Origin of the sequence: Latilactobacillus sp. (genome assembly GCF_033176295.1) — a bacterium.
Lineage (GTDB): Bacteria > Bacillota > Bacilli > Lactobacillales > Lactobacillaceae > Latilactobacillus > Latilactobacillus sakei.
In genome coordinates this window covers 18,547-43,456 of record NZ_JAMQEX010000016.1, presented here as the reverse complement: position 1 = coordinate 43,456, position 24,910 = coordinate 18,547, and the positions used below count along the sequence as shown (strand labels likewise).

The window sequence follows — 24,910 nt, the reverse complement described above, 5'->3', positions numbered from 1 at the left end:
TTCTTTAGCGATACCGTCTTAAAACTTGTCCATATTATTTTCAATTTTTATAAGCCAACTTCTGCAGCAGCCTTATCTGCTCTTTCACAGAATTCACGCACCTTATCGATATCTTTTTCCATACGACCGCCATCATATTTAATACTTGTCTTTGTTAATGAATCAACGCCATAAGGTTTAATTTCCTTAATACACTCTTCAACATTATCTGGTCCTAAGCCGCCAGCAATAATAACTGGAATATCTACATTAGCAACAATTGCCGCATCAATTGACCAGTCATGTGTTAATCCACTAGCACCAATTCCTGTATCTGCAGCTAAACCAGAATCTGTTAATAAGTAATCTGAGAATTTTGCATATTCTTTAGCACGTTCCACCGCTTCCGGTCCATCTACTAAAACGGCTTGCATTAATTCTGTTTCCGGGCAAACCGCTCTCAATTGATCTCTAAACGCTTGATCTGCAGTATATTCCATCCCAGCAATGTGCAGGATATCTGGACGAACCCGTTTCGCAATATCTAACATTTCTTTAGGATCTTTATTCAACATGATTGCCACTGTTACAACGCCACGTCTTTTGGCTTCAGCAAAAATTTTATCAACAGTTTCTAATGGCACTCGATGCGCTGGTACACCACCATCTTGCATTGGTACAAGCCCAATATGATCGGCACCTGCCTCCATCGTTTTTACGCTTTCATCATAAGTAATAAGTGAATAAATTTGTTTTTTAATCATTAGTAAATCCTCCAAAAATTAATTTTTTACTGCTTGTCGACAACGATCAATAACATTTTGCGCAGTTAAATGTGATGAAACGGCTGAAGCACTTCCCACCGTAATACTTGAAGCAGCTTGCGCATATTGACCAATCTCTTTTAAAGAAGCCTTTTTACCAAAGTGATAATATGCCCAAGCAATGGTTGCCATGCTACAATCCCCAGCACCATTACAACTTATAATTGGTACCTTAATAATTGGCACTAGTACTGTTTGACTTTCATCTGCACATAGAATACCGTGTGCGCCAAGCGAGATAAAAACATGACGAATTCCTTGGTTAACTAAATATTCTGCTGCCATTTTAGCTGAGCTTTCATCGGATATTTTAATTCCAGTTAGAAGTTCTGCTTCCATTTCATTAGGTTTAAACGTATCAATTTTATTTAAAACGTTTTCAAAACGACGTGCTTTAGCAACTGAAACCGGATCAACATACATCGGCACTTTCAAATGATCTGCCAACCATTCAATTGATTCTTGTGGAATATTAGCATCCACAATACATAAAGTAGCCTGATTAATTACCGCTAATCGTTCCTTTAAAAAATCAGGAGTAATATTATTAACGATACTCATATCATTAATTGCCGCTAACATGTCTCCTGAGCCATCAGTTACATAAAGATAGGTTGAACTATTAGCGCCTTTAATTTCAGCTGCATAATCTAAATTGATCTTATTTGTTTCACATTCTCGATGTAATATTGCACCGTATTGATCGTCTCCGTAAACCGTCATCAGATACGTTGGTACACCTAAATTGGCTAGATTATGTGCAATATTTTGTCCAACACCACCAACGGATAGGTTAACCTCACCAGGATTAGAATCACGTTCAATAAAATCCTTGCCTGGCATACCTGCAATATCCATATTCAACCCGCCAACGACTACAACATATTTATCTTCCATTTCGACACCTCCGTCTCTTTATCTCCTGTATGCAAATTCATTATAAAACGCTTACAACTATTTGTAAACACTTTTTTATAAAATAAACTTTTGTTTATCAAAATTGACCTACAGTAGTTAATAACCTATACTTAAGCTACTTACTAATTAGATGGGGACTGGATTAGCATGACAAAACGCGAAGAAGAAATTTTAAAAATAATTAAAGAAAATCCATTAATTTCACAACAAGAACTGGCCGATAAATTCGGTTTAACAAGATCTGGCGTCGCTGCCCATATTTTTAACCTCACCAAAAAAGGTTACATTGCCGGCAAAGGTTATATTATTAACGAGCCAAATTTTGTAACCGTTATTGGTGGCGTTAATATTGATATCCTAGGATTAACCGATACAACACTTATTCAACAAAATTCTAATCCTGGGCATATCACTTTTTCTTTAGGTGGAGCTGGTTATAATATTGCCCATAATTTAACAAAACTTGCAGTTCCAAATTATTTTATTACGGTTTATGGTGATGATCTGAATGGGCAAAAATTTGAAGAAGATGCTCAAAAAAATCATCTCGCTATCCAGCATTCAAAAAAAATACCTGATAAAAGTACATCTTCTTATCTTTACGTCAATGATCCAGATGGCACCCTGAATGTAGGTGTCGATGACATGGGAATTTATGACGATATCACGCCCGATTTCCTTAGTGAACGACTAGCCACAATCAATACTTCCGCTTACTGTATTATTGATACTAACCTACCTGAAAAGACAATCGACTGGCTATTTGACAATTGCAAAGTACCTATTTTTGTTAAAACTGTTTCACTCAATAAAAGTTATAAATTACAAAACGTACTTTCTAAAATAGATACATTAATGACAACTGATAAAGAACTTGCAATGCTAACTAACTCATCTGTGACTGATGCTAAAACTGCTGAAAAAAGTGCCAAAAAGCTACTAAAAAAAGGCATAGAACATATTTATGTTCTAATGCCTCATACTGGATTATTTTATATTGATAATCGAAACACTAAATTAATCGCTGGTATTCCAATCAAGCGTGTTAACAATAATGGCGCCAGTGCCGCGTTAACAGCCGCAGTAGTTGATAGCCGCTTAAACAACCTAGGTTGGGAAAAAACAACACAGATCGCTTACACCGCTGCCCTAATTTGTATGGAAAGCGCCAAAAGCGTTAACCCGTTATTGTCAAAAGATTATCTTCTTAAAACCGTAACCCGTTACTTAGAAAGTTAGCCAATCGTCCGCAACGCATCTTCAACTAGACCCCAGAATTTAGCATGGTCTAATTTAACAGCGACTGATGTTTGGCAATCTTCAGGGATTGGATAGCTGAAATCAGCGACAGTCATCCCGCGCGTCAATGTCCCGTTGAGTTCAATATCAACTGGGACTTTTTTAGTAGTCATGACGGTTGGATCAATCACATAGGCTACCGCACATGGATCATGAACTGGAGGAGCATCGAAGTTTTGGCCCTTCTTGTACATATCGCGGAAGAAGGCCAATAGATCGACAACAAATGCCGATGTTTCAGTATGGATGGCCTTAATTTCTGACACAATATCAGGTGTCGCTAAGGCTTGATGGGTTAAGTCTAGGCCAACCATCGTGACTTGCCAGCCCGCATTGAAGACAATCTTAGCGGCTTCAGGATCAAACTTAATATTAAATTCAGCAACAGAACTCGCATTAGCTTCGTGGTAACCGCCACCCATGAGGACTACTTCTTTAACCCGGTCGATAATCTTAGGTTCTTTGCGTGCTGCCATCGCAATATTCGTTAAAGCACCAGTTGGCACCAACGTAATTGTTTTAGCTGGATGACTCATAATTAAATCGATGATTAAATCGACTGCATGAATTTTTTCAAGTTCGACAGTGGGTTTTGGCAAAACAACGCCGTCTAGTCCAGATTCACCGTGGATATCTGCTGCAACCTTAATTTCTTCAATCAAGGGGCGTGAACACCCAGCGGCAATTGGCACATCATGCATACCAATCATTGTCGCAACAGCTAATGCATTGCGTGTTACCTTAGTTAACGTTTGATTAGCAGCAACTGTCGTAACCGCTAGCAAATCGATTTCAGGATTCCCGTGAGCAAGCATCATTGCGACTGCGTCATCATGCCCAGGATCACAATCGAGAATTATTTTCTTCGTCATTATTAATACCTCCACTTTAAATAACTATCGTTTACATTATCACTATAACGGTGAAGCGCTTACTTGTCAAATCACTATTGGATTTCCTAATAAAAAATCAGCTAAATCACAAGCAATTAATAACAAGCATCTAAAAAACAGCTCACCAAAATTGGTGAACTGTTTTGCATTAAACATTAATTAAAAAACTTTATTATTTTGCTGCACGTTTAACGTATGTGCCTTCTTGGGTGTTAATTTCTAAGACTTCATCAGCACTGATGAAATCAGGCACACTAACCACTAAGCCTGTTTCCATTGTTGCTGGTTTACCAGAACCTGTAACTGTTGCCCCTTTAATAGAAGGTTGTGTTTCAACAACGCGTAAGTTAACAGTTGTTGGTAACGTAACACCGATGACTTCTGAACCGAAGAATTGAATCTTGCAGTTCATGTTTTCTAATAGGTATTTCAATTCTGCTTCAATGGCTGAAGTTTGAATTTCATATTGTTCATATGTTTCAAGATCCATGAAGAAAGCCACGTTATCTTGTGTATATAAATATTGAACATCTTTAGTGTCAATCATTGCTTGTTCAACTTTAACTTCTGGGCGCATTGTTGTTTCAACAATTGAACCAGTCCGTAAGTCACGCAATTTCACACGCATAACAGTATTACCCTTACCTGGTTTGTGGTGATTTGCTTCCAAAACTTTAATTAATTTGCCGTCTTGTTCAAACGTCATACCTGCTCTAAGATTTACTGCTTCAATCATATTATTAATCTCCTTTGTTAAAAAAGTACTCACTTATAACTTTACCAAATGAAAGCCGTTTAATCTAGCTAATCTGGTAGTTTAATTTACTCAATATCTAATTTTTGAACAGTTTCACTTGATTTTGGCGTGTAGTGCTGATACATCTTCGTCACTGGCACCGTTGGCAAGCCTTTTTGACTCAGATAAATAGTTGGTTTTAAATATTTTTTGTTAGCCGGTTGTTTTAATTGATAAGTTTCAATCTTCAATGGATTTTTAACTTTTCCTTGATCTTGACCATTAAATTGAACTTTAGAAAGTGGCAAACTGATGGTTGCTTGATCTACTTTGAAATAAGCACGGTCTTGCTGACTCCCTAAATATTGAACTGACTGATTATCTGTCTTCTTATAGAAGCGATTAATCTGTTTCATACTATGTTGGTCAACGAGTTTAACGGTTGGTTGATCCGTCTTAAATAGGTTCAGCCCGTCTAAATCAGCCCGAACACTTTGCGCACTCATCATTAACCAGACAATCACGACAATACTGATAAAATAAACAATGTGTAAGCTTAAACTGCTAGCAGCATGAGATAAATTAAAAGTATAGCGATCTTCAAGTTCCTTATCCATAACTTGGCGTTTAATCTGGAAAGCAATTAATTTATATGAAACATACCAGATAATCAATGCGACCACCGTTGAGCCTAAGGCCATCAAGATTGTCTTATTAAGAATTTCCGAATCCGTCATTAACGGGTTAAAACCACTTACGATTTTAGCGGTGACACTTCCGAGAACGAGAATGACCACCATTTGTAAAACAAAAAAACGCGTTCTAATGCTTTTACTGATTGCGGTTGGTGTAACTGTTGCCGTTTGTTTCTTCATGCGTGTATCCTCCCTTATTAAGCTACCTATATTTTAGCATAATCCCCCACTCAAAGGCGCTAAAAGTAAACGCCATAAATTAAAGAAAGCACTTTCCTTCTCTGCTTCTTTTCAATATGATACGCTTGAACTAATCAAATGGAGGTGTTTCTATGTTATATCCAGATAGTTTAACGCAGTTACTCACAGATTCAAGTCAGCCTGTTGTTTCATTATTCATTAACTTAGATACAGGTGGTCAAGCACTTAGCGCCAACAAAATAAAACTGAATAGTTATGCTAAACAGATTCGTGACCAACTACTTGCCAATCATCCCGATCAAGCAGGCCTTTTAAAACAAGTTGAAGCCTGCTTATCGATTGCCCCCCAAGAACTCGCTCATGTGCAATCAATTGCCTTCTATATTACTGAGAATAAATGCTACCATCTCATTTTGCATTATCCAATTAATAGCGAATACTTTACGATTGATGCGCATCCAGATTTACGGCCATTAAGTTCCGAACTGGCCCTCAGTTTAAATGGCACGATTTTAAACCTCAACAAAACGAGCTTCAGTCTTAAAACCATTCAACAAAACGTGATTCGCGACTACCCATTACCAGCTGATGCGCCAACAACGATTGAAAAAGGCATTGGGACTGACCGTAAAGGTGAAGTGGTCCAAGGCTTCTCAAGTCCAACCCACAGTTACGTGGTCAAGGATAATGAACAACTCATCGATCAAACCAACTATTTCCGCGTAATTGATCGCTATCTCACCGAACTACTCCCACAAAAGGCCCCTATTTATGTGGTGACCTTACCTGGTAATCTCAATCTCTTCAAAGAACTCGCAACAAACGTGAATTACCAATTAGACCAAACCATTCAGACCTCTCCAGAATCGTTGACGGATGATGAATTACTAACCACCTTACTAAAAGATGGCCGTCACAGCTTACGTCAAGAAGCTCTTGCTTTAGCAGAGCGAGCAACTAACACTTACCACAGCGATCCTGAATTGGGGAATCCCGATATTATTTTATCGCGGATCAACAACCGGCAATTGACCGCACTAATTGTGCCCACCGCACTAACGCCATCTCCAACCATTAGCGCTGATCAGATACCAGTCCTCAACAGCTTGCTGGTGGCCGCGGTTAAAACCGGTCTTGCGCTTTATCCCGTACCGGTTGAAAACCTGCCAACTGGCTTAATTGCACTTGGCTTCTAATCAATGTCCTCCCTTTACACGTGCCAATACAACAACGTATATTCAAGCGTTGTCGTACTGGCACGTGTTTTTTTGTTGATGAATAATCGGTCCAAATAAGCCTTTAGCAATACTTGCGGTACTTCCGCATAATAAGCTTCTAAAAATGCCCGGTCGAAAGTCTCGGTTGTTTGATATTGAAACTTTTGTTGCCGAACTTGATAGCCAGCACTTGTTAACAGTTTAGCCACCGCCGGGATAATCGTTGGCTCGATATTGGGGTTTTCTTCAGCAATCCCAAAGTGTTGTTCCAGTGGCGCAAATAAATCATCGCTATTCTGCGTTAGCCGTAAAAGACCACACCACTGCCGACTTTTTTGCGTAATGTTGAGTAGTGTTTCGTCCGCCGTTACCGCCGGGTTGAGTGCCATCCACACTAAATCATAACTTTGATCTGGGGTTTGTTGGCAAAAATCGGCCACCGATTGTTGTTGATAAGTCACTGATCGCGGCTCCGATAGCGCTTGGTTTTCCACCTGTGCATAACGCAACATCTGTTCTGAGATATCCACAATTGTGTATTGTTGACTATTTTGCGCGAGTATTGGTAGATACCTGCCGCTACCACCGCCTAAATCGACAACCGAATTGGTTGGCAACAAGCGCTGTTCTGTTAAAAATCTTTCAATATCGGTCACAATCGGCACTTGCGATTCCTTTTGAATTTGATAGTATTCCGCCGCAAAATTATCCCAAAATTCAGCCACTTCATCCATGCGCTTATTCCACTTCCTTCTATATAATTGCATTTAGCTTACCATAATTAGGCCCTAAAAAGGCGTTGAGACCATGTTACTTTGTCTCAACGCCTTTTTTTCGTGTTCTGTTAACGCACTACCAATACCGGTACCGGTGCGTATTTAGCCATATAGGCTGCTTGGCTCCCAAAATATTTTGCGATGCCTTCTTTGGCTTTTGAGCCGATAATCAATAAATCGGGTTGGACCTTTGGAATCACCTCTTTAATAATCGCTTCGCCTGGTTCCCCTTCAGCGATTACTGCTCTGACGTTTTTGACCCCTTCAGCCCGCGCTTGTTCCTGATAATCTAAAGCATGTTTTTCCAAATCATTATATTGACCGTGGATATAATCTTTATTCAAAGCCTGGTAGACATTCAACTCATCATTTTCTAGCACCGATACAATGACTAATTCTAAATCATCCTTAACGGCCCGTTTAATCGCATATTCAAAGGCTAATAGCGCATCTGCTGAATCATCCACGCCGACTAATACCCGTCTCATATTTAAAATTGACATCTTAACCCCTCCTCAAGTTATTCCGCAGCTTGAGCCGCGAGTTGCTGTTCAAATCGTTGATTACCTTTATATAATTCAACAATCATCCAGACCAATAGGGCTAAAACAGCTGCAATTAAAACATAGGCGATTTTATCCGCTAATGCTAATTGGGCCGCTGTTGCCTGATCGCCGAAGAACGCTTCGATTTGACCCGGTAAGCCCAACATATTTAAGTAAGTTAAACCAATGACGGATAACCAACCCAACACGCGAATCACGAGTGAGTTTTTGAACCGATCACCCATTTCAACCCGACTATCGGTAAACATCAATAGTGGTAACATTGAAAATGGTAAGGCAAAAGCTAGGAAAACTTGGGAATTATTCATTAACGTATTCAAAGCTTGATGTTCTTCCAATGGTGGCTTGTTGCTGGTCATCATGACACAAATTAATACGGGAATCACTGATAACAAGCGCGTTACTAACCGCCGTAACCAAAGTGGCATCCGTAAATGAACGAAACCTTCCATAATCACTTGACCAGTTAAAGTCCCTGTAATGGTTGAATTTTGACCAGAAGCTAACAAGGCCACTGCGAATAAAGTTGATAGAATCCCGGTCCGCGCAACGCTCGCTAGAATCCCGTTGCTCATTGTTGATGTATCAGATAAAGCTTCAAATAATCCGAAGAATGACGGATCTTTGACCGCACCCGTTTTGAAGACGGCAACACCCATGATTAACAAGAGTGCGTTAACGAAAAAGGCCATCGTCAATTGAATATTTGAATCCCATGTTGAAAACCGAACAGTTTGCGCAACTTGTTCTTCGTTGTTGCGATCAATCTTCCGCGTTTGTGAAATGGCAGAATGGAGATAGAGGTTATGCGGCATCACTGTGGCACCGATAATCCCTAGCGCACCTGTTAGTGGTGACATCCCGCCAACATTTGGTGTCGTGGCGAATGTTTTAGCAGTTGGTACTAACCCAACAATTACCCCTGCCCAATCAGGATTTGATAGCGCAACTTCATAAGCAAAGACAACAAAAATCACGACGATTAACGCCACAACAATTGCTTCAATTTTTCTAAAACCAACTTTTGTTAATAATAATAATAGCATGACATCTAAAATCGTAATAAAGACCGCAATCACTAACGGAATATTAAACAGTAAGTACAGCGCAATTGCCGCCCCAATCACTTCGGCAATATCGGTCGCCATAATGGCTAATTCCGTTAAAATCCATAACACAATCCCCAACGATTTACTGGTTCGTGCTCTGATAGCTTGCGCCAAGTCCATTTGAGTTACAATGCCTAACTTAGCCGCCATATATTGTAACAACATCGCGATTAAACTAGACACCAAAATCACGGACATCAACAGGTATTGGAAACTCTGCCCACCTGTAATTGAGGTTGACCAATTACCTGGATCCATATACCCCACTGCCACTAATGCACCCGGTCCTGAATAGGCCAACAACGTTTTCCAAAATGTTTTACCCTCAGGTACTTCAACTGTCCCATTAATTTCTTCCAGAGATGGCCCGTTAGCATATTCAATCAACTTATGCTTTTTGGGTCCCTTAACTTTATTCATCACACACACTCCCTTTTTTTATTCCTTGTAACACGTTTATTGTACACCGATTTAATTCAAAGTAAATAAAAAGTTAGCAAAGCCTAACTTTTTATTATGCTTAACCACATTAAAAAAGCAGCCCCCACTAAAGGAGACTGCCCGTTATTAATCTTTAATCATCTAACTCAGTATCGATCACTTCACCAGTCGTGGCATCGATCTTCACCTGCATCTTTTGGTGCTTTTGTCGCCCTTCAATTTCCCAATAAACAACGCCATCATCTTTTTCAAGCGTTGCTTCCAAGACATCGCCGCCAAAATAGTGTTGGGCTTTTTTCTGAGCAGCTTCAAGCGTCATTAACGATTTAAAATCGAATCGTTCTTTTTGACGGGCGACACCGTTTTGTTCATCGGTATCTAAGGTTTCTTTCGTTAAATGGCTAATATCACCTGTTTGACTATCAATCTGCATTGCGAGTTCTTCAGTATCGCTCAAACCAGTCAAGCGATAAACTGTTTTGTTCAGTTGCTTTTTTAGCTGCAATTCTGAAATATCCGCGTTTGGATACTGCTGTTTAAACAACTCACGTGCCTTTTCAAGACTCACTTTCGGTTGGAGCTTAGTTGGTGTTTGTTGCTTAACCGTGGTCGCTTTTTTAGTTGACGCTGTTTGCTTAGCTTGTTGATTTGAGCAACCCGCTAGCAACGCTATGGTTAATAAACCGATAAGTAGGGGGGATTTTTTCATGATCAAACCTCGCTTTACTTTAGTATACTTAATTATAACATTTTACTAATCAAAAAAATGGTTTGCCACTTTCGCGACAAACCACTTGATTAGATTTTTTTATGGGGATTCACCTGTAAAATTAACAACGTCACGAGTAAAAAGACGGCTGATAAAATAATGGTCCGTTCGCCCAGTAATGAGACACAAAGGCCGGTCATCACTGCACCTAATGTAAAGCTAATAATGATTCTTAGAATTTCCCAAGCTTTCTCAAGCGCTTGGGCATTCTTTTTAAAAATGCCATCGTATAAACTTTCTGCGAGTGTCCGGACGTTCCCGGTCATCATCAATGAGGTGAATGGTCCCCCATTTAATTCCCGGAATTCTTGTAATTGTGCGGCGGCAATCATCGACACTGATGCGCTCGCCAACAAGTCTGGAATATATGGCGAGATCCCTGCAATCACCGTTAAAACGGCAATTTCAACCCCTAGGATTAACCGTTGCCGTTTGTTAATGGAATCGGCCTCCTTGAAATGATGTTGCACAACCCGCGTTAAAATCGTCCCTAACATAAAGGCCAAAATGGGCGTAATATGCTGGATTAATACCGACCATTTCATTTGACCAATGTGCGTCCCCAACAAAATTAGGTTCCCCGTTTGTAAGCCGGCAAAGACTTGTCCGTACACTAAAAAGGTATAGGAGTCAAAGCCCCCTGCGGCAGCTAATAACCCACCGTATAGTACTTTGTCACTTGTTGCCATTTTATCTGTCATGAATTCGTTCGACTCCTCAAATTAACTATAAGTATTAACTTTATCGGAAAATATGAAGGTCGTCTACTACTTCATTCAAATTTCCAAAACAAAAACGCTCTCAATGAGAAATCTCTCAAAAAAGGCGGTCTAAACGTATTTAGACTGCCTTTTTATCCTGCTTTAATTTTCAGATTCGCCACTGAAACCAGCTAACTGACTGGAATAAATTAGGAGTCTTGTCGCATAACTGGGATGATCATTATTTTCAGCGACCACGGCTTTTAAATCACTCAAGTTATCCGTGATAATACCGTCGACCTCGGTTAATAACAAGCGTTGCATCACATCAGAATCGTTCACCGTCCATGCATAAACCGCTTGTTTCTTGGCATGTGCTTGATCAATAAAGGCCGTGTTCAAGGTTGTGGCTTCCATCGTATAGGCATTGGCCGGCGTTTCTGGAAAACTGATGTTATACGGCAAGATAAAACTAACAAATAAGCGCGGTGCTTGTTTCTTCAATGCCGCTACGACTGGATAGCTCAACGAATGGATACGATCGCCATTTTTCAATAGCCGTTGCTGGTAACGTTTGATAAAGTTAGTCATCATCTGTGGGCTATCTTGAGGCGAAACTTTGATTTCAACCAATAATCGTTGGTGCGCCTTTTCCGCAGCAGTCAGATACTGGTCGAAACTTGGTATTTTTGCTGAATAACCATTCTCGCGAACCGTTAATGCCGTCAATTCGGCTAGTGTTAACTCATGAACGGTCCGATTAACTCCGGCTAATTCTTCGAGATTGTTATCGTGCATCACGACGAATTGATGATCCTTCGTCTCTTGAATATCCATTTCCACATAGTCTGGTTTTTCACGCGCTGTTTTTTGGAGGGCCGGAATCGTATTTTGAACGCCATTGCCGTCATCAACACCCCGGTGGGAAATCAAAGCTGGTCTGTTATCCATCGCACCTTCTAAATAAGCATAATCGTATAAGGCGACACCAGCGGCAACTAAAATCAACAATAACATCGCTGCGCCTTGACGCATTCGTATTCTCAGTGACCGCTGTTTTAAAATCACTTTAACGCGTGTTTCACTCGGCACCAGATAACCTGCCTGTTTTAAGATCAGTTGTAAAATCATCACAATACTCATCGCTAACAATATCTGACTGATAATTTCTAGGATAAAAAGATTTAAAATTGCTAACAAGAGTGCATAATGCGGTAAATTTTGATCGTAATATCGTTGTAGATTAAAGAATAGTAGTTGACTTAAAACTCCGACTAGCGTAATTGCAATTGCTAGAACCCCAACCTTAATTAATAGACGCCAAAACCGACCTCTCGTCGTTTGCCAACATTTTTGCAAGAGTCGAGTTGTCGATAATTTTTTATTGAAGATTGTCTCCGGTAAAAAAGTGATTAAGCGAATCGACAGAATCAATGCTAACGTGTAAACCAAAATGATGGGACCCCAAATCTTAGGTGTGGTCCACATATCCTGAATGATAAATGCTGGGATGGTAACTTTATTTAGTAAAACAGATTTAAAAATAATCTGCCCAAACGGTAGAATCAGCAGAAAATAACCAATCATAATCAGCATTGTTAAGGGCTTCAGAGTCAATAAGTCATGCCCGGATTGTTTTAAAAGCTGCCACTGTGATGCTGGCGTCTGTTCCTGAATTCGTTTGATTTGCCGGAATAAAAAAGCCATTTGAATATAGACTAACCCGCAAATCAACAGCACCAGCAAAACCAAGCTAATTAAAACGAGCGGGTGTTTAGTCAATACTGAAACGAAGTTCGTGTAGGTCAGATATCCAATCCCATTAACCACTAATAAACGGTTTACCCCCCACGTCAGTCCCGGCACAATTAAACTCGTCAAAACAAGATTGATACTCACAACCAATAATACATAGACGCTCCAATGCCGTCCGAATGCCTGAAAATTCGCTTTTAAGAACCTAAACAATCGTCGCAAGCCTTAACCTCCCCAAAAACCACTCATTTTAGTTTGTCACCTTAATTATTATTAGAACCAGTATACCAGATTCAAAGTACCATTCTTCAATCTAGCGCTTATTAGCAATGTCTCACGTGAAACATTGCGTTGCAAAATAAAAGATGATCCGCCGATAATAGAGGGACCATCTTTTTTTAATATTAAATTATTTATGAATATAAGTTAATGATCTCGCGTTAGAAACGGTTTGTGTATTAGGACCAGCAGGACTACCAAAGCCTAAGCCACCTTGTGAGATTGTAACAGTGTTCTTATCCGCATCATATGATTGGACGTAGGCAACATGCCCATATGAAGGATCTGCTGCCCATGAACCAACTTTTTGGCCAGCAGCAAAGCTAATAATTGTGCCGGCAGCTGGATTATGATCAACTGTAAAACCAGCGGCTGCAGCCGAAGCGCCCCATTGGTTCCCATTGCCCCAACTATTACCAGCCCATGGCGCAACAGCTTTAACATACCAAGTACATTGTCCCCAAGCGTAAGCATTACCCGCTGAACTCGTTGCTTTTTTACCTTCGCCAACCGAACTATCCGTTCCCTTTTCACCTTCAGCAGCTGAGGCAGCTAATTCCTTGAGTTCTTTTTCAGTTTCTGCCTTGTTTGCTTTGTCATAATCCGCTTTCAAAGCAGTTAATGCTTTTTTATTATCGTTAATTTTTTTCGTTAAGTCATTTTGATTCTTAGTTGCCTTGTCCTTTAAGTCTAACAAGTTTGTTTTTTGCTTTTCTAAATCAGCTTTGTCAGCTTCAAGTTTAGCTTTAGCTTTTTCTTGGTTATCCTTCAAATCGGTTAACTTCGCTTTAGATTCATTAACATCTGCCAACGCTTCTTTACTTGCTTCGTTTAACTTATTAACGGTAAATGTCCGGGCCACCAAATCCGTTAGGTTGTCTGAATTTAGAATAAAATCCACATAGACGTTGCCACTAACAGCGTCGCCACTTGTCTTTTGAAGTGAGATTAATTGGCCTTCCAACACAGTTGTCCGCTTAGCCACTTCTTCCTTAGCTGCGTCAATCTTAGTCGAAAGATTATCAATTTCATCAGTTGCTTCTTTAATTACAGCTTCTTGAGTTGCAATTTTGGCAGAATTATCTTTAATTTGTTGATCTAGCTTAATGCCCTCTTCGTTAGCGGCAGCAATCTGTTTTAACAGCGCTTTCGCGTCATCTTGATTTTTTTGAATGGCTTCTTTAGCTGCGGCTGAAGAGCTCGCAAAGGCCGGTTGCGTTGATGCAATTGTTACCCCTACCAAACTTACTGTCACTGCACTAATAATCGATTTTTTGAATGTCATTTTATTTTCTCCTATTATTTAAGCCCGTTATCTAATTATACCCATATTATATAGAGATTTTTGTTACAATTCAATGACTTAACCATTAACTTAATTTAACAAGAATCAATTGCCCACAATGTTATCTATCAACACTATAATCCTTTTATTTAAAAAAATCTCGTCTATTTTAAATTAAAAAATAGCTGTCAGCTCCATTATTCTAGCATTGACCACCAAATTACCCTAATAATTTGTTTTTAATTTATGTTGCATTTACAATAAAAATATTTTATACTACTATTCAACAAGAGGGAGGCATTATTGTGAAAGATATTTTAAGACCGATTGGCGTCATCGCTCGCTCACTAGATTCGATTGCTAATATTGAATTCAAAAAATTCGATTTAACCCGTGGCCAGTATCTCTATCTCGTTCGCATTGCGGAAAATCCAGGCATCATTCAAGAGCGCCTGGTCGAACTGATTAAGGTTGACCGCGCTACTGTCACTCGTGCCATTCAAAAATTAAGCCGTGCCGGGTTAATTACCCGCCAAGCTGATGAGACCAATCTCAAAATCAAACATCTCTATTTAACCCCAGCCGGCCAAGCCATCTATCCCGAGATTAAACGGGAGAACGATTATTCCAATCAGGTAGCGCTGCAAGGCCTAACAACAGCGGAAACCCAGGTATTACACGAACTATTAACCAAAGTCAGCACCAACGTTGCCGCCGACTGGGAACAAGTCAAAAAAGGGCAACAGCGGCCCTATTAAACCATAAAGGAGTTTTACCATGTCAATTGAAAAAGTTACCTCAAAACAACTTAAAGCATTACAAACAATCAGTATTCAAACCTTCACCGATACTTTTGGTGCTGATAATTCAGAGCAGGATTTAGCTGACTATCTAGAATCTGCCTACAGTGATACGCAACTTAGTTCAGAAATCGCTAATCCTAATTCAGCCTTCTACTTTATTAAACACAACGGCAATATCGCGGGATACCTTAAATTAAACAGTAACGATGCCCAAACCGAAAATCCTAATCCTGATTCAATGGAAGTTGAACGCATCTATATCCTACCAACATTTAAACGACTTGGTCTTGGCACACAACTCATCGAATACGCCATCAAAATGGCGCAAGAGGCCCATAAAGCCCATATTTGGCTCGGCGTTTGGGAACACAACACTGCCGCACTCGCCTTTTATACCAAGTTAGGCTTTAAGCAAATTGGCGGTCATATCTTCCAACTCGGTGACGATGCGCAACGCGATTTGATTATGCAAAAGGATTTAAACCTTCATTAATATTGGTTATCTGTTAACAAAAAGAGGCGACCTATCAAGGTCGCCTCTTTTTGACTACTTATTCTGATGAGCGCGTTCGTATTCCGTATCACAATCCGCTGTAAAAATAGCCTCTGTCCCAGCCTCACTTGCTTTAGTGTAATACCACTCTTTATGATCTAGTTTTGTCAATTCTGCTTGCAATGATTCAATCTCACTAGCCAACATTTGTCGCCGTTGTTGAATCAGTGCCAAGCGTTGGTCCAATGTTTCATCGCCCGCGGTTCGCCAATCGATATATTGCTTAATGTCTTTCAACTGCATGCCCGTTTTTTTCAAACATTCAATATCACATAAACAATCCAAATCAGCTTGCCGGAATTCACGCCGACCAGCGGGGCTGCGTTTAATAAACGGTAGCAGTCCTTGTTCTTCATAATACCGTAGTGTCGGAATGCTTAAATCATACTGTTGAGCGACTTCGCCAATTGATAATGCCATATTAACCTTCCTTGCGCTTGATTAAAAATCAACCTCATCTGGCACCATGCATTGACCGCCTAAGTTTTCCAAAGCACTAATTTGGGTCATTTCAGCATCTGTTAGTTCAAAATCAAAGATGTCAGTATTTTGCGCCATACGTTCTTGATGGGTTGACTTAGGTAATGGTAACACACCTTGTTGAATCCCCCAACGAAGACAAACTTGCGCTGCTGTTTTACCGTGCTTCGTCGCAATTGCCGCAATCGTTTCATTAGAAAGAGCACTTGCTTCACCAAGTGGTGCCCAAGCTTCAACTAAAATGTCATGCGCTTGATTATAACGCACAGCTTCTGCTTGTGGCCAGCCTGGATGCACTTCAATTTGATCAACCATTGGTTTGATTACAGCAGTCTTCATGAGTTCATCTAAATGATGGGGCATAAAGTTAGAAACACCAATTGCACGAATTTTGCCTTCATTATATAGATCTTCCATCGCCCGCCAAGTTTCAGCGTTTAATTCGGCCGCTTTAGCTCCAAATTGTTTGGTATTTGCTGGCCAATGAATCAAATATAAATCTAAATAATCAACACCTAATGTCGCAATTGTTTTCGCAAATGCAGCCTTAGTAGCGTCATAGCCACGTTCCGTATTCCATAACTTACTTGTCACAAAGATGTCTTCACGAGCAATATCACTTTCTTTCAAAGCATCCCCGACACCTTGTTCGTTACCATAAACGGCAGCTGTATCGATATGGCGATAGCCAACTGATAAAGCTTCTAAGACCGCTTTTTTCGTTTCTTCGTTAGGTGTTTGGTATGTGCCATAACCTAATCCTGGAATTGTAACACCGTTGCTTAAGGCCATTGGGGCCGTTAAGGCAGATAATTTTTGCATTTAAAAGTCTCCTTTTTCTAATCGATAAGACTACTTTACAACCTCAAGCTGACTTGAGGTCAAGCATTTTTACCCGTTAAATTTAAATTAACTACCGTTTAGTAATGATCTCTTGTTTCTTCTGAAGACTATTTTGAATTAATGCTTGATAAGTCTTTTGGTGTTGCTTTAAATACGCTTTAAAATACGCCTTCTTAGCACCCGTTAACCGTGGTTGATCAGCAATCAATTCACCTGCTAGATTAACTTGAACACTACCTTGATACTTTAGTTTGGCATCATTTGACTTCGAAAAGACGACGGTAATATGCTGACTATCTAAAACATCAACAACGTGTCCATTTCGTCGCGTGATAATATTCACCTTACGTTCTTCCAACGGAATTGGATTATAACCAGTTGGTAGGATATAAGTGTAATAGGTCGTATCCTCCGTCTTAAGTTCATACGCACTATTGTTGGCATATGGACTGGTATCTTTATCAAGATGCCAGCCGTAATGCGTTAAATTCTCCCGATACCGTTGTTCCAATTGGTTTAAACGTCGGTTACTAATCACCAATCCTAATAAAATAACTGCAATCATCGTCAAGACGATTTTATAATACTTGTTCATGTGCATCCGTTTCGAAACTTCTTTGGTCATGACACTGTCCTCCCGTAATAATTTATCAAGAGAAATAGCAAATAAATCACTAATCGCCACAATCGTTTCTAAATCGGGGTAGTTTCGCCCAACTTCCCAACTCGAAACTGTTGAACGTGATACATTCAACAGCTGGGCTAAGTATTCTTGGGTCCATTCTCGTTTCAATCTATTTTGTTTGATTTGGTGACCAATGTTCATACTATTCCTCCTGTCACTACGAGTATCATTTAATAACCATTGATTGCCTAGCTATTATCCCACACCCCGCTTCAATAAACGCGCGACATTCTCTAGCATCCTTATTTGGCGCTTTATTTTGACAAACCTTTCATTTCCCAGGAAATAATTAACAGCGACTTAACCTAAACTTAATTAGTCCCCTTTTCCCTTATTTAATAGGGCATTTGTTCTTATTAAATCCTTATCAGCATTTCTGTAAGGGTTTTACCTTTTTGTTTTTTTCAATTCGCAGTATAATATAGATATCCAAGGTAGTTAATGGAAGGGAGCGAATATCATGAAGAAATTCTTATTAGGCAGTCTTGTACTTGCAGGGATCACAGTCACCGGTGCTTGCTTAGTTGCTAAAAAAATGGAACTATTTAGAGATGATTCAGTTGATTACGAAAAGTTTGAAAGTCGTTAATCGCTAGTAATTTCTAAACTGAATCTAGGAGGTTTTTCATATGATCAAGAAAAAAGCAATCATGATTGGCGCTGGCCTTTCAAACATGGCCGCAGCAGTCTATTTAATTCAAGAAGGCGGTTGGTCTGGTGATGCTATTACATTCTACTCATTAGATGACCATGGTTCAAACGATGGTGCACCTGTTTCCGAAACAACCGATGAATACTGGAACAAGAATCATCCACTAGAAAATACTAAAGGTTACGTTGCCCGTGGTGGCCGGATGCTTAATTACCGGACTTACGTCGATTTAATGGATCTTTTAGATCGGATTCCTTCAGCAACTGAACCTAATATGACGGCCGAAGAAGATACCCGTTCATTCGACGCGCAACACCGCACGTTCGACAAAGCGCGTTTATTGGAAGGTAGCAAAGGTATTTTAGATGCTGGCCACCTCGGCTTCAATAATAAAGATCGGTTATTAATGACCAAATTAATTATGATGCCCGACTCTGAAGAAGAAAAACTAGACAATGTTTCAATTGCCGAATACTTCAAAGATGATCCACATATGTTCCAAACTAACTTCTGGTACATGTGGGAAACAACCTTTGCTTTCAGAACACAAAGTTCCGCACAAGAATTACGCCGGTATATGCACCAAATGATTTATGAATTCACACAGATTGAACACTTAGTCGGTGTTAACCGGACACGTTACAATCAATACGAAAGCATCATGTTACCTCTTATTAACTACTTAAAAGATCAAGGTTGCCGCATTATTCTCAACCGTCGAATCACTGATTTAGACTTTAAAGAGACTCAGATGACCGATGAAATCACGGTTACTGGTATGACGATGACCAATACTGAAACAGATGAAGTTGAACACATCACGGTTGATGACGATACTGCTGTTATCTTCACGAACGGTTCAATCACTGATTCTGCAACACTTGGTGATTACAACACACCAGCTCCTGAAAATATGGATTACGGTGCTGCTGCCGGTTTGTGGAAACAAATTGCTTCTAAATTCTACAACCTCGGTAATGCCGATAAATTCTTCGCTGACCGCAATGCCAGTGAATGGGTCAGCTTTACTTTAACGACTAAAAACCATATTTTATTAAACGAAATCGAACGCATTACCACTCAAATTCCAGGGAATGCCTTAAACTCATTCCTATCAACGAAACCAATCACACCACTTGGTCAAAAAGATGTTAATATGTCGATTGTTGTTCACCATCAACCTCACTTCACAACTCAAAAACCAAACGAAGCGGTTATCTGGGGTTACTTCCTCTATCCACGTCGGAGCGGTGAATTTGTGGACAAGCCTTACATCGAAATGACTGGTAAGGAAATGTTACAAGAATTGATTGGTCAATTAGCTAAGGTCGATCCTGGCCCAATCAATATCCGCGAAAAGGAAGCTGAAATTATGGACAGTATCATCAATAACATTCCTGTTTACATGCCATATGCTTCAGCACTCTTCAACAATCGTGCCAAGACAGATCGTCCAGAGGTCATCCCTGAACATTCAACCAACTTAGCCTTCACTGGTGAATTTGTTGAACAACCTTATCAGATGATTTTTACTGAACAAAGTGCCGTTCGTTCTGGCGAAATTGCGGCTTACCACTTTGCTGGGATTCCAATGGCGAAATTAGTCGACACACCACGTTACGATCGTGATATCAAGACATTGATGCGCGCTACTAAGAAAATGTTTGAATAATTATAAAAAAAGAGCCGTTCAGATTTTAATCTGAACGGCTCTTTTGAGTTACTATTGATTAAGCTTCAATCAACGCCATCTCTTCTGTTTCTTGGAATTGTTGCAGTTGTAATAACTGTGCTTGATTAATTTCGGTATACAACACACCAGCAATTGATTGGTTAATATAACCAGCATTGATGCCTTGTTGCACGAAATCATACTCATGTTGGAATGCTTGAACGTATAAGATATCTGGCACTGTTGCCGCACTCTTTTGATAATCATGTTTGATGTGCGCACAGAAATGATTCATCGTACGACGAACCAGATAAACGAAATCATTATCGCTATGCTTTTGCTTCAAGCGATTTTCTAGAACCGTATCGAGATAATGATCAATCGTATCTGTCACTTCATTATTAAGTGCTAATAAATCATCCCGCATCACTTCGCGTTGTTTAATCTGTTCTGACAATTCAGGGTTTTCGGCAATTCGCGCATCCCGGAAACGGCGTTGTTGTTCATGCGTAATCACGCGATGACTTGTATGCCACAATACTTCCTTTTTCCAATGCTTAATAGAATGTTTCATTCGCAAGGTAAAGTGATTACGTTTTGGTTCGACCAGTACGCGTCGTAATATTTTGTCATAAATATTAACGATTTCTGGACTATAACGATTATTAACGTCCTCGCAATGAAGGAAGTTATCCACCACTTCCTTAGTCTCACTCAACAACGCATTATAATTTGCCGTCGACTCCGCGCGATCCACTGTTAATCGATTGCTCTTTTGTGATTGGAGCTGATCCGTTAGTGCTTCGCGAACGGCATGATCTTCAATTTGAGAACGCATTTGTAAAATAACGTAATCGACCATCTTATTGCGGATATGATCCAAATCGGCCATTGTATAAGCTTCCGTTTTTTGTGGCAACATACGTGGCAACACAATCGAGCTGACCACCATACTGATTAAAATAACGAAAGTCGCGATCGCAATTAATTCGTCCCGATATGGAAAGGCGTGCCCTGCAATCTTATTCGGTAGTGAAAAGGCCATCGCTAACGTCACTGTACCGTGAATCCCACTGACTGCGAATAACCGGGCAAAAAATGGCCGCTCATCACTTTTTCGATCACCAAAGAAAGCTGAAATTGAAGCACTATCCCCACGTAATGCCCAAACATAGCGCACAATCCACATGACAACGTAGACTAAAACACTGACCCCTAATAAGGCGGCAGCACCCTGCCAACCCATTTGCGTCACATTTCGAGCAACTTCTGGTAACGAAATCCCTAAAATTAAGAAAACAAAGTCATTGAGAATATCCGCTAGAATATTCCAAATTGTTCGTGAAGTGAGTTGAACGTTAGTTGATGTTAATCGTAAACGATCAGCTTCCCAGTTATGTTCAATCCCGGTTGCGACCACCGCTAAGATTCCGGAAACGCCAAAATGTTCTGCTAATAAGTAAATCGCAAATGGCGTCAATAAACTAATCGGAATCGTCGTTAATTCCGGATTTTTACCATGTCGATTCAAGTTAAAGCGAAGCATTACCAATAAGACCCCACCAACAGCTACGAATAGGAAATGACCAATCCCTTCAACAACCGAGAACGTCCCTTTTGAGAGCACTGACAAAGCAAGGTCCAGCATCACTAACCCGGTCGCATCATTAAATAGCGATTCAAGTTCGAGTGCTTCACCGACACCCTTTGGCATATCATTGTTACCGGTCATTGATTTGACCGCGACTGCATCGGTTGGTGTGACGATTGCGGCCAGCGCAAGCGCCGGGCCTCAATTTGCTTAGTCATAACGCCAACTACTGCTGCTGTGACACCGGCTAAGACAACCGAGAGTAGGAAAATCCCTCGGAATCTTTTACGAATATTGGCAAACGATTGCTTTTGCCCATCGATAAACATCAACGGTGCAATAATCAGTAACATGAAAAATTCAGGTTCCAATTGAAAGTTGTGGAACACTGGCATAAACGATAGGCCCCAGCCCATCGCAATTAATAAAAAGGCTTCTGGTATCCGTGGTACAAGTTGCTTGACCACGTTGACCACGATGACGCCGACTAACAGTAGCGCCACTAGGTAAAATTCATTCATCTTATAATCTCCAATAGCTAACAAATATTGATATATTATGCACTAAATTGTTGCTCTTATCTACTATTATAACTTAAAACAAAAAACAGAGTAGTGTCCAATTGATTCGGACGCTACTCTGTTTTTGAAAGAGCCTAAGATAATCAGTTAATGACGCACGCTTTTTTTAACGTGCTTTCATTAACAACTTCTTCCGCTTAGCGCTATGCCGCAAACGAACGAGGCTATCGTTCATTCACGTCATTGTGCTAATGCTCAGAAGTTAACCGTCAATGACGCACTCTAGTCTTGATTGAATTGTGTCTCCACATATTCTCTATAGAGTTCATGGTTGGCGACTAATTCTTGATGTTTACCAGCACCTGAAACGTGCCCATTTTCAATGAAGTAAATTTGATCTGCATCAACAATTGTACTTAAACGGTGCGCAATGACGAGGGTCGTTCGACCTTCCATCAAGGTTTCCAAAGCTTTTTGGACCATTGCTTCTGATTCGGAATCTAGACTAGCGGTCGCTTCATCCAACATCAAAATCTTAGGATCGCGTAAAAAGGCCCGCGCAATTGCCAATCTTTGCCGTTGACCACCCGAAACTTTAACACCCCGAGTACCGACTTCTGTATCAAGACCCTCAGGCATCTCACGCACAAACTTTTCAGCAAAAGCTAACTGCAATACAGCCCATAATTGTGCGTCTGCGTATTCGCCGGTTAACCCATAAGTTAAGTTATCTCGAATTGTCCCCGCCATAATAGCTGAATCCTGACTGACGAAACCGATTTGTTTCCGCCAATCCGCTAAGGAAACATCGTTAATTGACGTTTCGCCAATCTTGATTGCACCCTGATTTGGTTCGTAATACCGTTCTAATAAGCTGAAGATTGTCGATTTTCCGCCACCGGAAGGGCCTGCAAAAGCGACTACCGTATTAGGTTTCGCTTCAAATGATAAATCATGTAAAATCGTTTGATCATCTTCATAACCAAAATCAACTGATTCAACTTTCAATGTTTGACCTTCGACATCTACCGCCGTTCCATGATCAAAATCTTCTTCAGATTCTTGCATCAATTCTTGAATCCGTTCTGTCGAACCACTAGCCTTTGAGAGCGTTGTAAAGAATTGCCCTAGTGTTGCGGCTGGCCCCATTAATTGGAATAAGTACATTAAAAATGAGAACATCGCGCCAATTGTCATTGTGCCTTGAGCAACTCGCGCTGACCCATAAGCCAAAATACCAACAATTAAGCCCATCATGACCGCGGTCATAATCGGACCCGCAACAGAATCATAAATGGCTTCCCGTAAACCAATCTTATAAAGGCTACCAATAGCTGTTTGCCCTTGTTGGCTGGCTTGTTGTTCTGCATTTGATGATTTGACTAAGCGGATTTCGCTCAATGTTTCATCCGTTTCGCCGTTGAAACGCGCTAACTCATCTTGGCGGGTGTGGCCAATGGCATGTGACTTCTTCGCAATTGGTAACATCACAGCCATAACCAATGGCACTGAAAAGGCCATGATTAAAGTCATTTTCCAATCCATGAAGAGCATAATAGCGAATGCCCCCACAATTGTGAAAATGGCTGTTACTAACCCGGGAAATGATCGTGATAATAAATCTTTGATCTGAGTTGAATCATTCACCAACCGTGATGTCATTTCGCCCGACTTCACGTCATCAAAATAACTCACTCTAAGATGCAATAATTTATGCCAAATGTTATTCCGTAATTTCTGGATAACATCCTCCCCGAAAAAACCGAGTAGCGATCCCGAAGCGGCACTGATCACCGCACTCAAGATGAATAAAACAACAATCCCAATCAACATGTAAATATTAAATTGTTTTGAAAAACTATTGATCAATTGTTTAGCGTAACTAGGAACCGCTAACTGAACACCAGTTGCAACTAGCCCTAATGCTAAACCCAAGAACAACTGCCAATATTTAGGTTTTGTATTCTTAATTAAACCTAGAAAATCTTTGAAACTAAATTGACTTTTAGATGGTGCGACTCTCATTTGTTGCATAATAACAACCTCCTACCAAGGGAATCGTGAACGATTCCAATCGCCGTGATTTTGATGACGCATATGGTGCCCGTATTCGAAAAAGGCTGAATCAAACTGTGTTTGTTGTACATTATTAGCAATTTTGCTTAAAATCACTCGTAATTCATTGATTTCAGATTCGCTTAAGCCAGCCAAAATTGTTTCTGATAATTTATCAGTTTCCAAATCACCTTTTTCGATTGAGTCCCGTCCTTTATCCGTAATGAAAATGAGGGAAACGCGTTTATCTGCTGCTGATGCTTGGCGTGTAACATAGCCATCTTCTTCAAGTGCCTTAACTTGCAAGCTCACTGAACTAGGACGAATATCTAGTAATTCTGTAATTTCAGCATTCGTTAGCCCATCTTTAGCGGCCAATAAATTCAATAATCGTGATTTACCCTTCGTATTCATAAAATCGCGCCGTCTTTCTTTGCCGACCGTCATCCATGCCGATGCCACAAAATACCGCGATTGAACGAGTTTAGCGAATAACGCCATGGTTTCTTGTGTTTCATTTGTCATATTGATCACTGCTTTCATAATTAGTTAGTTTTGATATCGGTTAACCTAACGAAAATTAGTTTAACGCGTTAGTTAGGTTGTGTCAGC

The 24,910-nt window shown here is 40.2% G+C and carries 25 protein-coding genes; 6 read left to right on the top strand and 19 right to left on the bottom strand.

The window, feature by feature from the left end; genetic code table 11:
- Positions 1–47: 47 nt before the first annotated feature.
- Both NDN60_RS08185 and NDN60_RS08180 read right to left on the bottom strand, forming a co-directional pair.
- Positions 48–689, bottom strand: coding sequence for a phosphoribosylanthranilate isomerase (locus tag NDN60_RS08185; protein ID WP_231953182.1), 642 nt, complete (start codon positions 687–689; stop codon positions 48–50).
- A gap of 72 nt (positions 690–761) precedes the next feature.
- Positions 762–1,700 (bottom strand): PfkB family carbohydrate kinase, encoded by a 939-nt coding sequence (locus tag NDN60_RS08180; protein ID WP_011373964.1) that lies wholly within the window; start codon positions 1,698–1,700, stop codon positions 762–764.
- A 168-nt stretch (positions 1,701–1,868) separates the two neighbouring features.
- Between NDN60_RS08180 and NDN60_RS08175 the strand changes: the two genes are divergently transcribed.
- Positions 1,869–2,960, top strand: coding sequence for a PfkB family carbohydrate kinase (locus NDN60_RS08175; protein WP_011373963.1), 1,092 nt, complete (start codon positions 1,869–1,871; stop codon positions 2,958–2,960).
- On the opposite strand, the gene uriH is transcribed toward NDN60_RS08175, so the two are convergent.
- The 3 genes from uriH to NDN60_RS08160 all read right to left on the bottom strand — a co-directional run bounded on the left by uriH (position 2,957) and on the right by NDN60_RS08160 (position 5,524).
- The gene (gene uriH, locus NDN60_RS08170; protein WP_099947609.1) at positions 2,957–3,892 is read right to left on the bottom strand and encodes a uridine-preferring nucleoside hydrolase UriH; all 936 of its coding nucleotides are present in this window, start codon (positions 3,890–3,892) and stop codon (positions 2,957–2,959) included. The two genes, NDN60_RS08175 and uriH, sit on opposite strands and share 4 nt — an antisense overlap.
- A 193-nt stretch (positions 3,893–4,085) precedes the next feature.
- Positions 4,086–4,649 (bottom strand): elongation factor P, encoded by a 564-nt coding sequence (gene efp / locus NDN60_RS08165; protein WP_016264554.1) that lies wholly within the window; start codon positions 4,647–4,649, stop codon positions 4,086–4,088.
- 86 nt (positions 4,650–4,735) lie between these two features.
- Complete coding sequence (locus NDN60_RS08160; protein ID WP_011373960.1) at positions 4,736–5,524, bottom strand: hypothetical protein; 789 nt, start codon at positions 5,522–5,524, stop codon at positions 4,736–4,738.
- Between the two features lie 152 nt (positions 5,525–5,676).
- Between NDN60_RS08160 and NDN60_RS08155 the strand changes: the two genes are divergently transcribed.
- Positions 5,677–6,741, top strand: a complete 1,065-nt coding sequence (locus NDN60_RS08155) for a baeRF6 domain-containing protein (RefSeq protein WP_076645174.1) — start codon at positions 5,677–5,679, stop codon at positions 6,739–6,741.
- Between the two features lie 14 nt (positions 6,742–6,755).
- On the opposite strand, the gene NDN60_RS08150 is transcribed toward NDN60_RS08155, so the two are convergent.
- From NDN60_RS08150 to NDN60_RS08120, 7 genes are all read right to left on the bottom strand, one after another.
- Positions 6,756–7,496 carry a class I SAM-dependent methyltransferase gene (locus NDN60_RS08150; protein WP_099947224.1) on the bottom strand — a complete coding sequence of 247 codons (741 nt, stop codon included), beginning with the start codon at positions 7,494–7,496 and terminating at the stop codon, positions 6,756–6,758.
- Positions 7,497–7,606: 110 nt separating this feature from the next.
- Positions 7,607–8,041, bottom strand: a complete 435-nt coding sequence (locus tag NDN60_RS08145; protein WP_099947608.1) for a universal stress protein — start codon at positions 8,039–8,041, stop codon at positions 7,607–7,609.
- A 17-nt stretch (positions 8,042–8,058) separates the two neighbouring features.
- Entirely contained in the window at positions 8,059–9,633 is a 1,575-nt protein-coding gene (locus NDN60_RS08140; RefSeq protein ID WP_025016221.1) for an Nramp family divalent metal transporter, read from the bottom strand.
- A 154-nt stretch (positions 9,634–9,787) separates the two neighbouring features.
- Positions 9,788–10,363: a PepSY domain-containing protein gene (locus tag NDN60_RS08135; RefSeq protein WP_099947223.1), complete on the bottom strand. Its 576-nt coding sequence runs from the start codon at positions 10,361–10,363 to the stop codon at positions 9,788–9,790.
- 89 nt (positions 10,364–10,452) lie between these two features.
- Positions 10,453–11,124 (bottom strand): YoaK family protein, encoded by a 672-nt coding sequence (locus NDN60_RS08130; protein ID WP_099947607.1) that lies wholly within the window; start codon positions 11,122–11,124, stop codon positions 10,453–10,455.
- Between the two features lie 162 nt (positions 11,125–11,286).
- Positions 11,287–13,101 (bottom strand): glycerophosphodiester phosphodiesterase, encoded by a 1,815-nt coding sequence (locus NDN60_RS08125; protein WP_056947707.1) that lies wholly within the window; start codon positions 13,099–13,101, stop codon positions 11,287–11,289.
- 187 nt (positions 13,102–13,288) lie between these two features.
- The gene (locus NDN60_RS08120; RefSeq protein WP_056936439.1) at positions 13,289–14,443 is read right to left on the bottom strand and encodes a CHAP domain-containing protein; all 1,155 of its coding nucleotides are present in this window, start codon (positions 14,441–14,443) and stop codon (positions 13,289–13,291) included.
- Between the two features lie 305 nt (positions 14,444–14,748).
- On the opposite strand from NDN60_RS08120, the gene NDN60_RS08115 reads away from it, so the two are divergent.
- Entirely contained in the window at positions 14,749–15,201 is a 453-nt protein-coding gene (locus NDN60_RS08115) for a MarR family winged helix-turn-helix transcriptional regulator (RefSeq protein ID WP_016264544.1), read from the top strand.
- Between the two features lie 19 nt (positions 15,202–15,220).
- The gene (locus NDN60_RS08110) at positions 15,221–15,739 is read left to right on the top strand and encodes a GNAT family N-acetyltransferase (RefSeq protein ID WP_016264543.1); all 519 of its coding nucleotides are present in this window, start codon (positions 15,221–15,223) and stop codon (positions 15,737–15,739) included.
- A 54-nt stretch (positions 15,740–15,793) separates the two neighbouring features.
- Here the strand turns inward: NDN60_RS08110 and NDN60_RS08105 are convergent, their stop codons facing one another.
- The 3 genes from NDN60_RS08105 to NDN60_RS08095 form a co-directional block, all read right to left on the bottom strand.
- Positions 15,794–16,219 (bottom strand): MerR family transcriptional regulator, encoded by a 426-nt coding sequence (locus tag NDN60_RS08105; RefSeq protein WP_016264542.1) that lies wholly within the window; start codon positions 16,217–16,219, stop codon positions 15,794–15,796.
- Between the two features lie 21 nt (positions 16,220–16,240).
- The gene (locus NDN60_RS08100) at positions 16,241–17,101 is read right to left on the bottom strand and encodes an aldo/keto reductase (RefSeq protein WP_011373948.1); all 861 of its coding nucleotides are present in this window, start codon (positions 17,099–17,101) and stop codon (positions 16,241–16,243) included.
- A 91-nt stretch (positions 17,102–17,192) separates the two neighbouring features.
- Positions 17,193–17,948, bottom strand: a complete 756-nt coding sequence (locus tag NDN60_RS08095; protein ID WP_056947712.1) for a helix-turn-helix transcriptional regulator — start codon at positions 17,946–17,948, stop codon at positions 17,193–17,195.
- 319 nt (positions 17,949–18,267) lie between these two features.
- On the opposite strand from NDN60_RS08095, the gene NDN60_RS08090 reads away from it, so the two are divergent.
- Both NDN60_RS08090 and NDN60_RS08085 read left to right on the top strand, forming a co-directional pair.
- Complete coding sequence (locus NDN60_RS08090; RefSeq protein ID WP_011373946.1) at positions 18,268–18,396, top strand: hypothetical protein; 129 nt, start codon at positions 18,268–18,270, stop codon at positions 18,394–18,396.
- 40 nt (positions 18,397–18,436) lie between these two features.
- On the top strand, positions 18,437–20,131 hold the full coding sequence (locus NDN60_RS08085) for an oleate hydratase (protein ID WP_011373945.1): 1,695 nt from the start codon (positions 18,437–18,439) through the stop codon (positions 20,129–20,131).
- Positions 20,132–20,189: 58 nt separating this feature from the next.
- Here the strand turns inward: NDN60_RS08085 and NDN60_RS08080 are convergent, their stop codons facing one another.
- The 4 genes from NDN60_RS08080 to NDN60_RS08065 form a co-directional block, all read right to left on the bottom strand.
- Positions 20,190–21,863, bottom strand: a complete 1,674-nt coding sequence (locus NDN60_RS08080; RefSeq protein WP_312845155.1) for a cation:proton antiporter — start codon at positions 21,861–21,863, stop codon at positions 20,190–20,192.
- Complete coding sequence (locus NDN60_RS08075; protein ID WP_011373943.1) at positions 21,860–22,243, bottom strand: cation:proton antiporter domain-containing protein; 384 nt, start codon at positions 22,241–22,243, stop codon at positions 21,860–21,862. Before NDN60_RS08075 ends, NDN60_RS08080 begins: the two co-directional genes overlap by 4 nt.
- A gap of 282 nt (positions 22,244–22,525) precedes the next feature.
- Positions 22,526–24,277 carry an ABC transporter ATP-binding protein gene (locus NDN60_RS08070; RefSeq protein WP_025016227.1) on the bottom strand — a complete coding sequence of 584 codons (1,752 nt, stop codon included), beginning with the start codon at positions 24,275–24,277 and terminating at the stop codon, positions 22,526–22,528.
- A 12-nt stretch (positions 24,278–24,289) separates the two neighbouring features.
- Positions 24,290–24,823, bottom strand: coding sequence for a MarR family winged helix-turn-helix transcriptional regulator (locus tag NDN60_RS08065; protein WP_016264536.1), 534 nt, complete (start codon positions 24,821–24,823; stop codon positions 24,290–24,292).
- Positions 24,824–24,910: the final 87 nt, after the last annotated feature.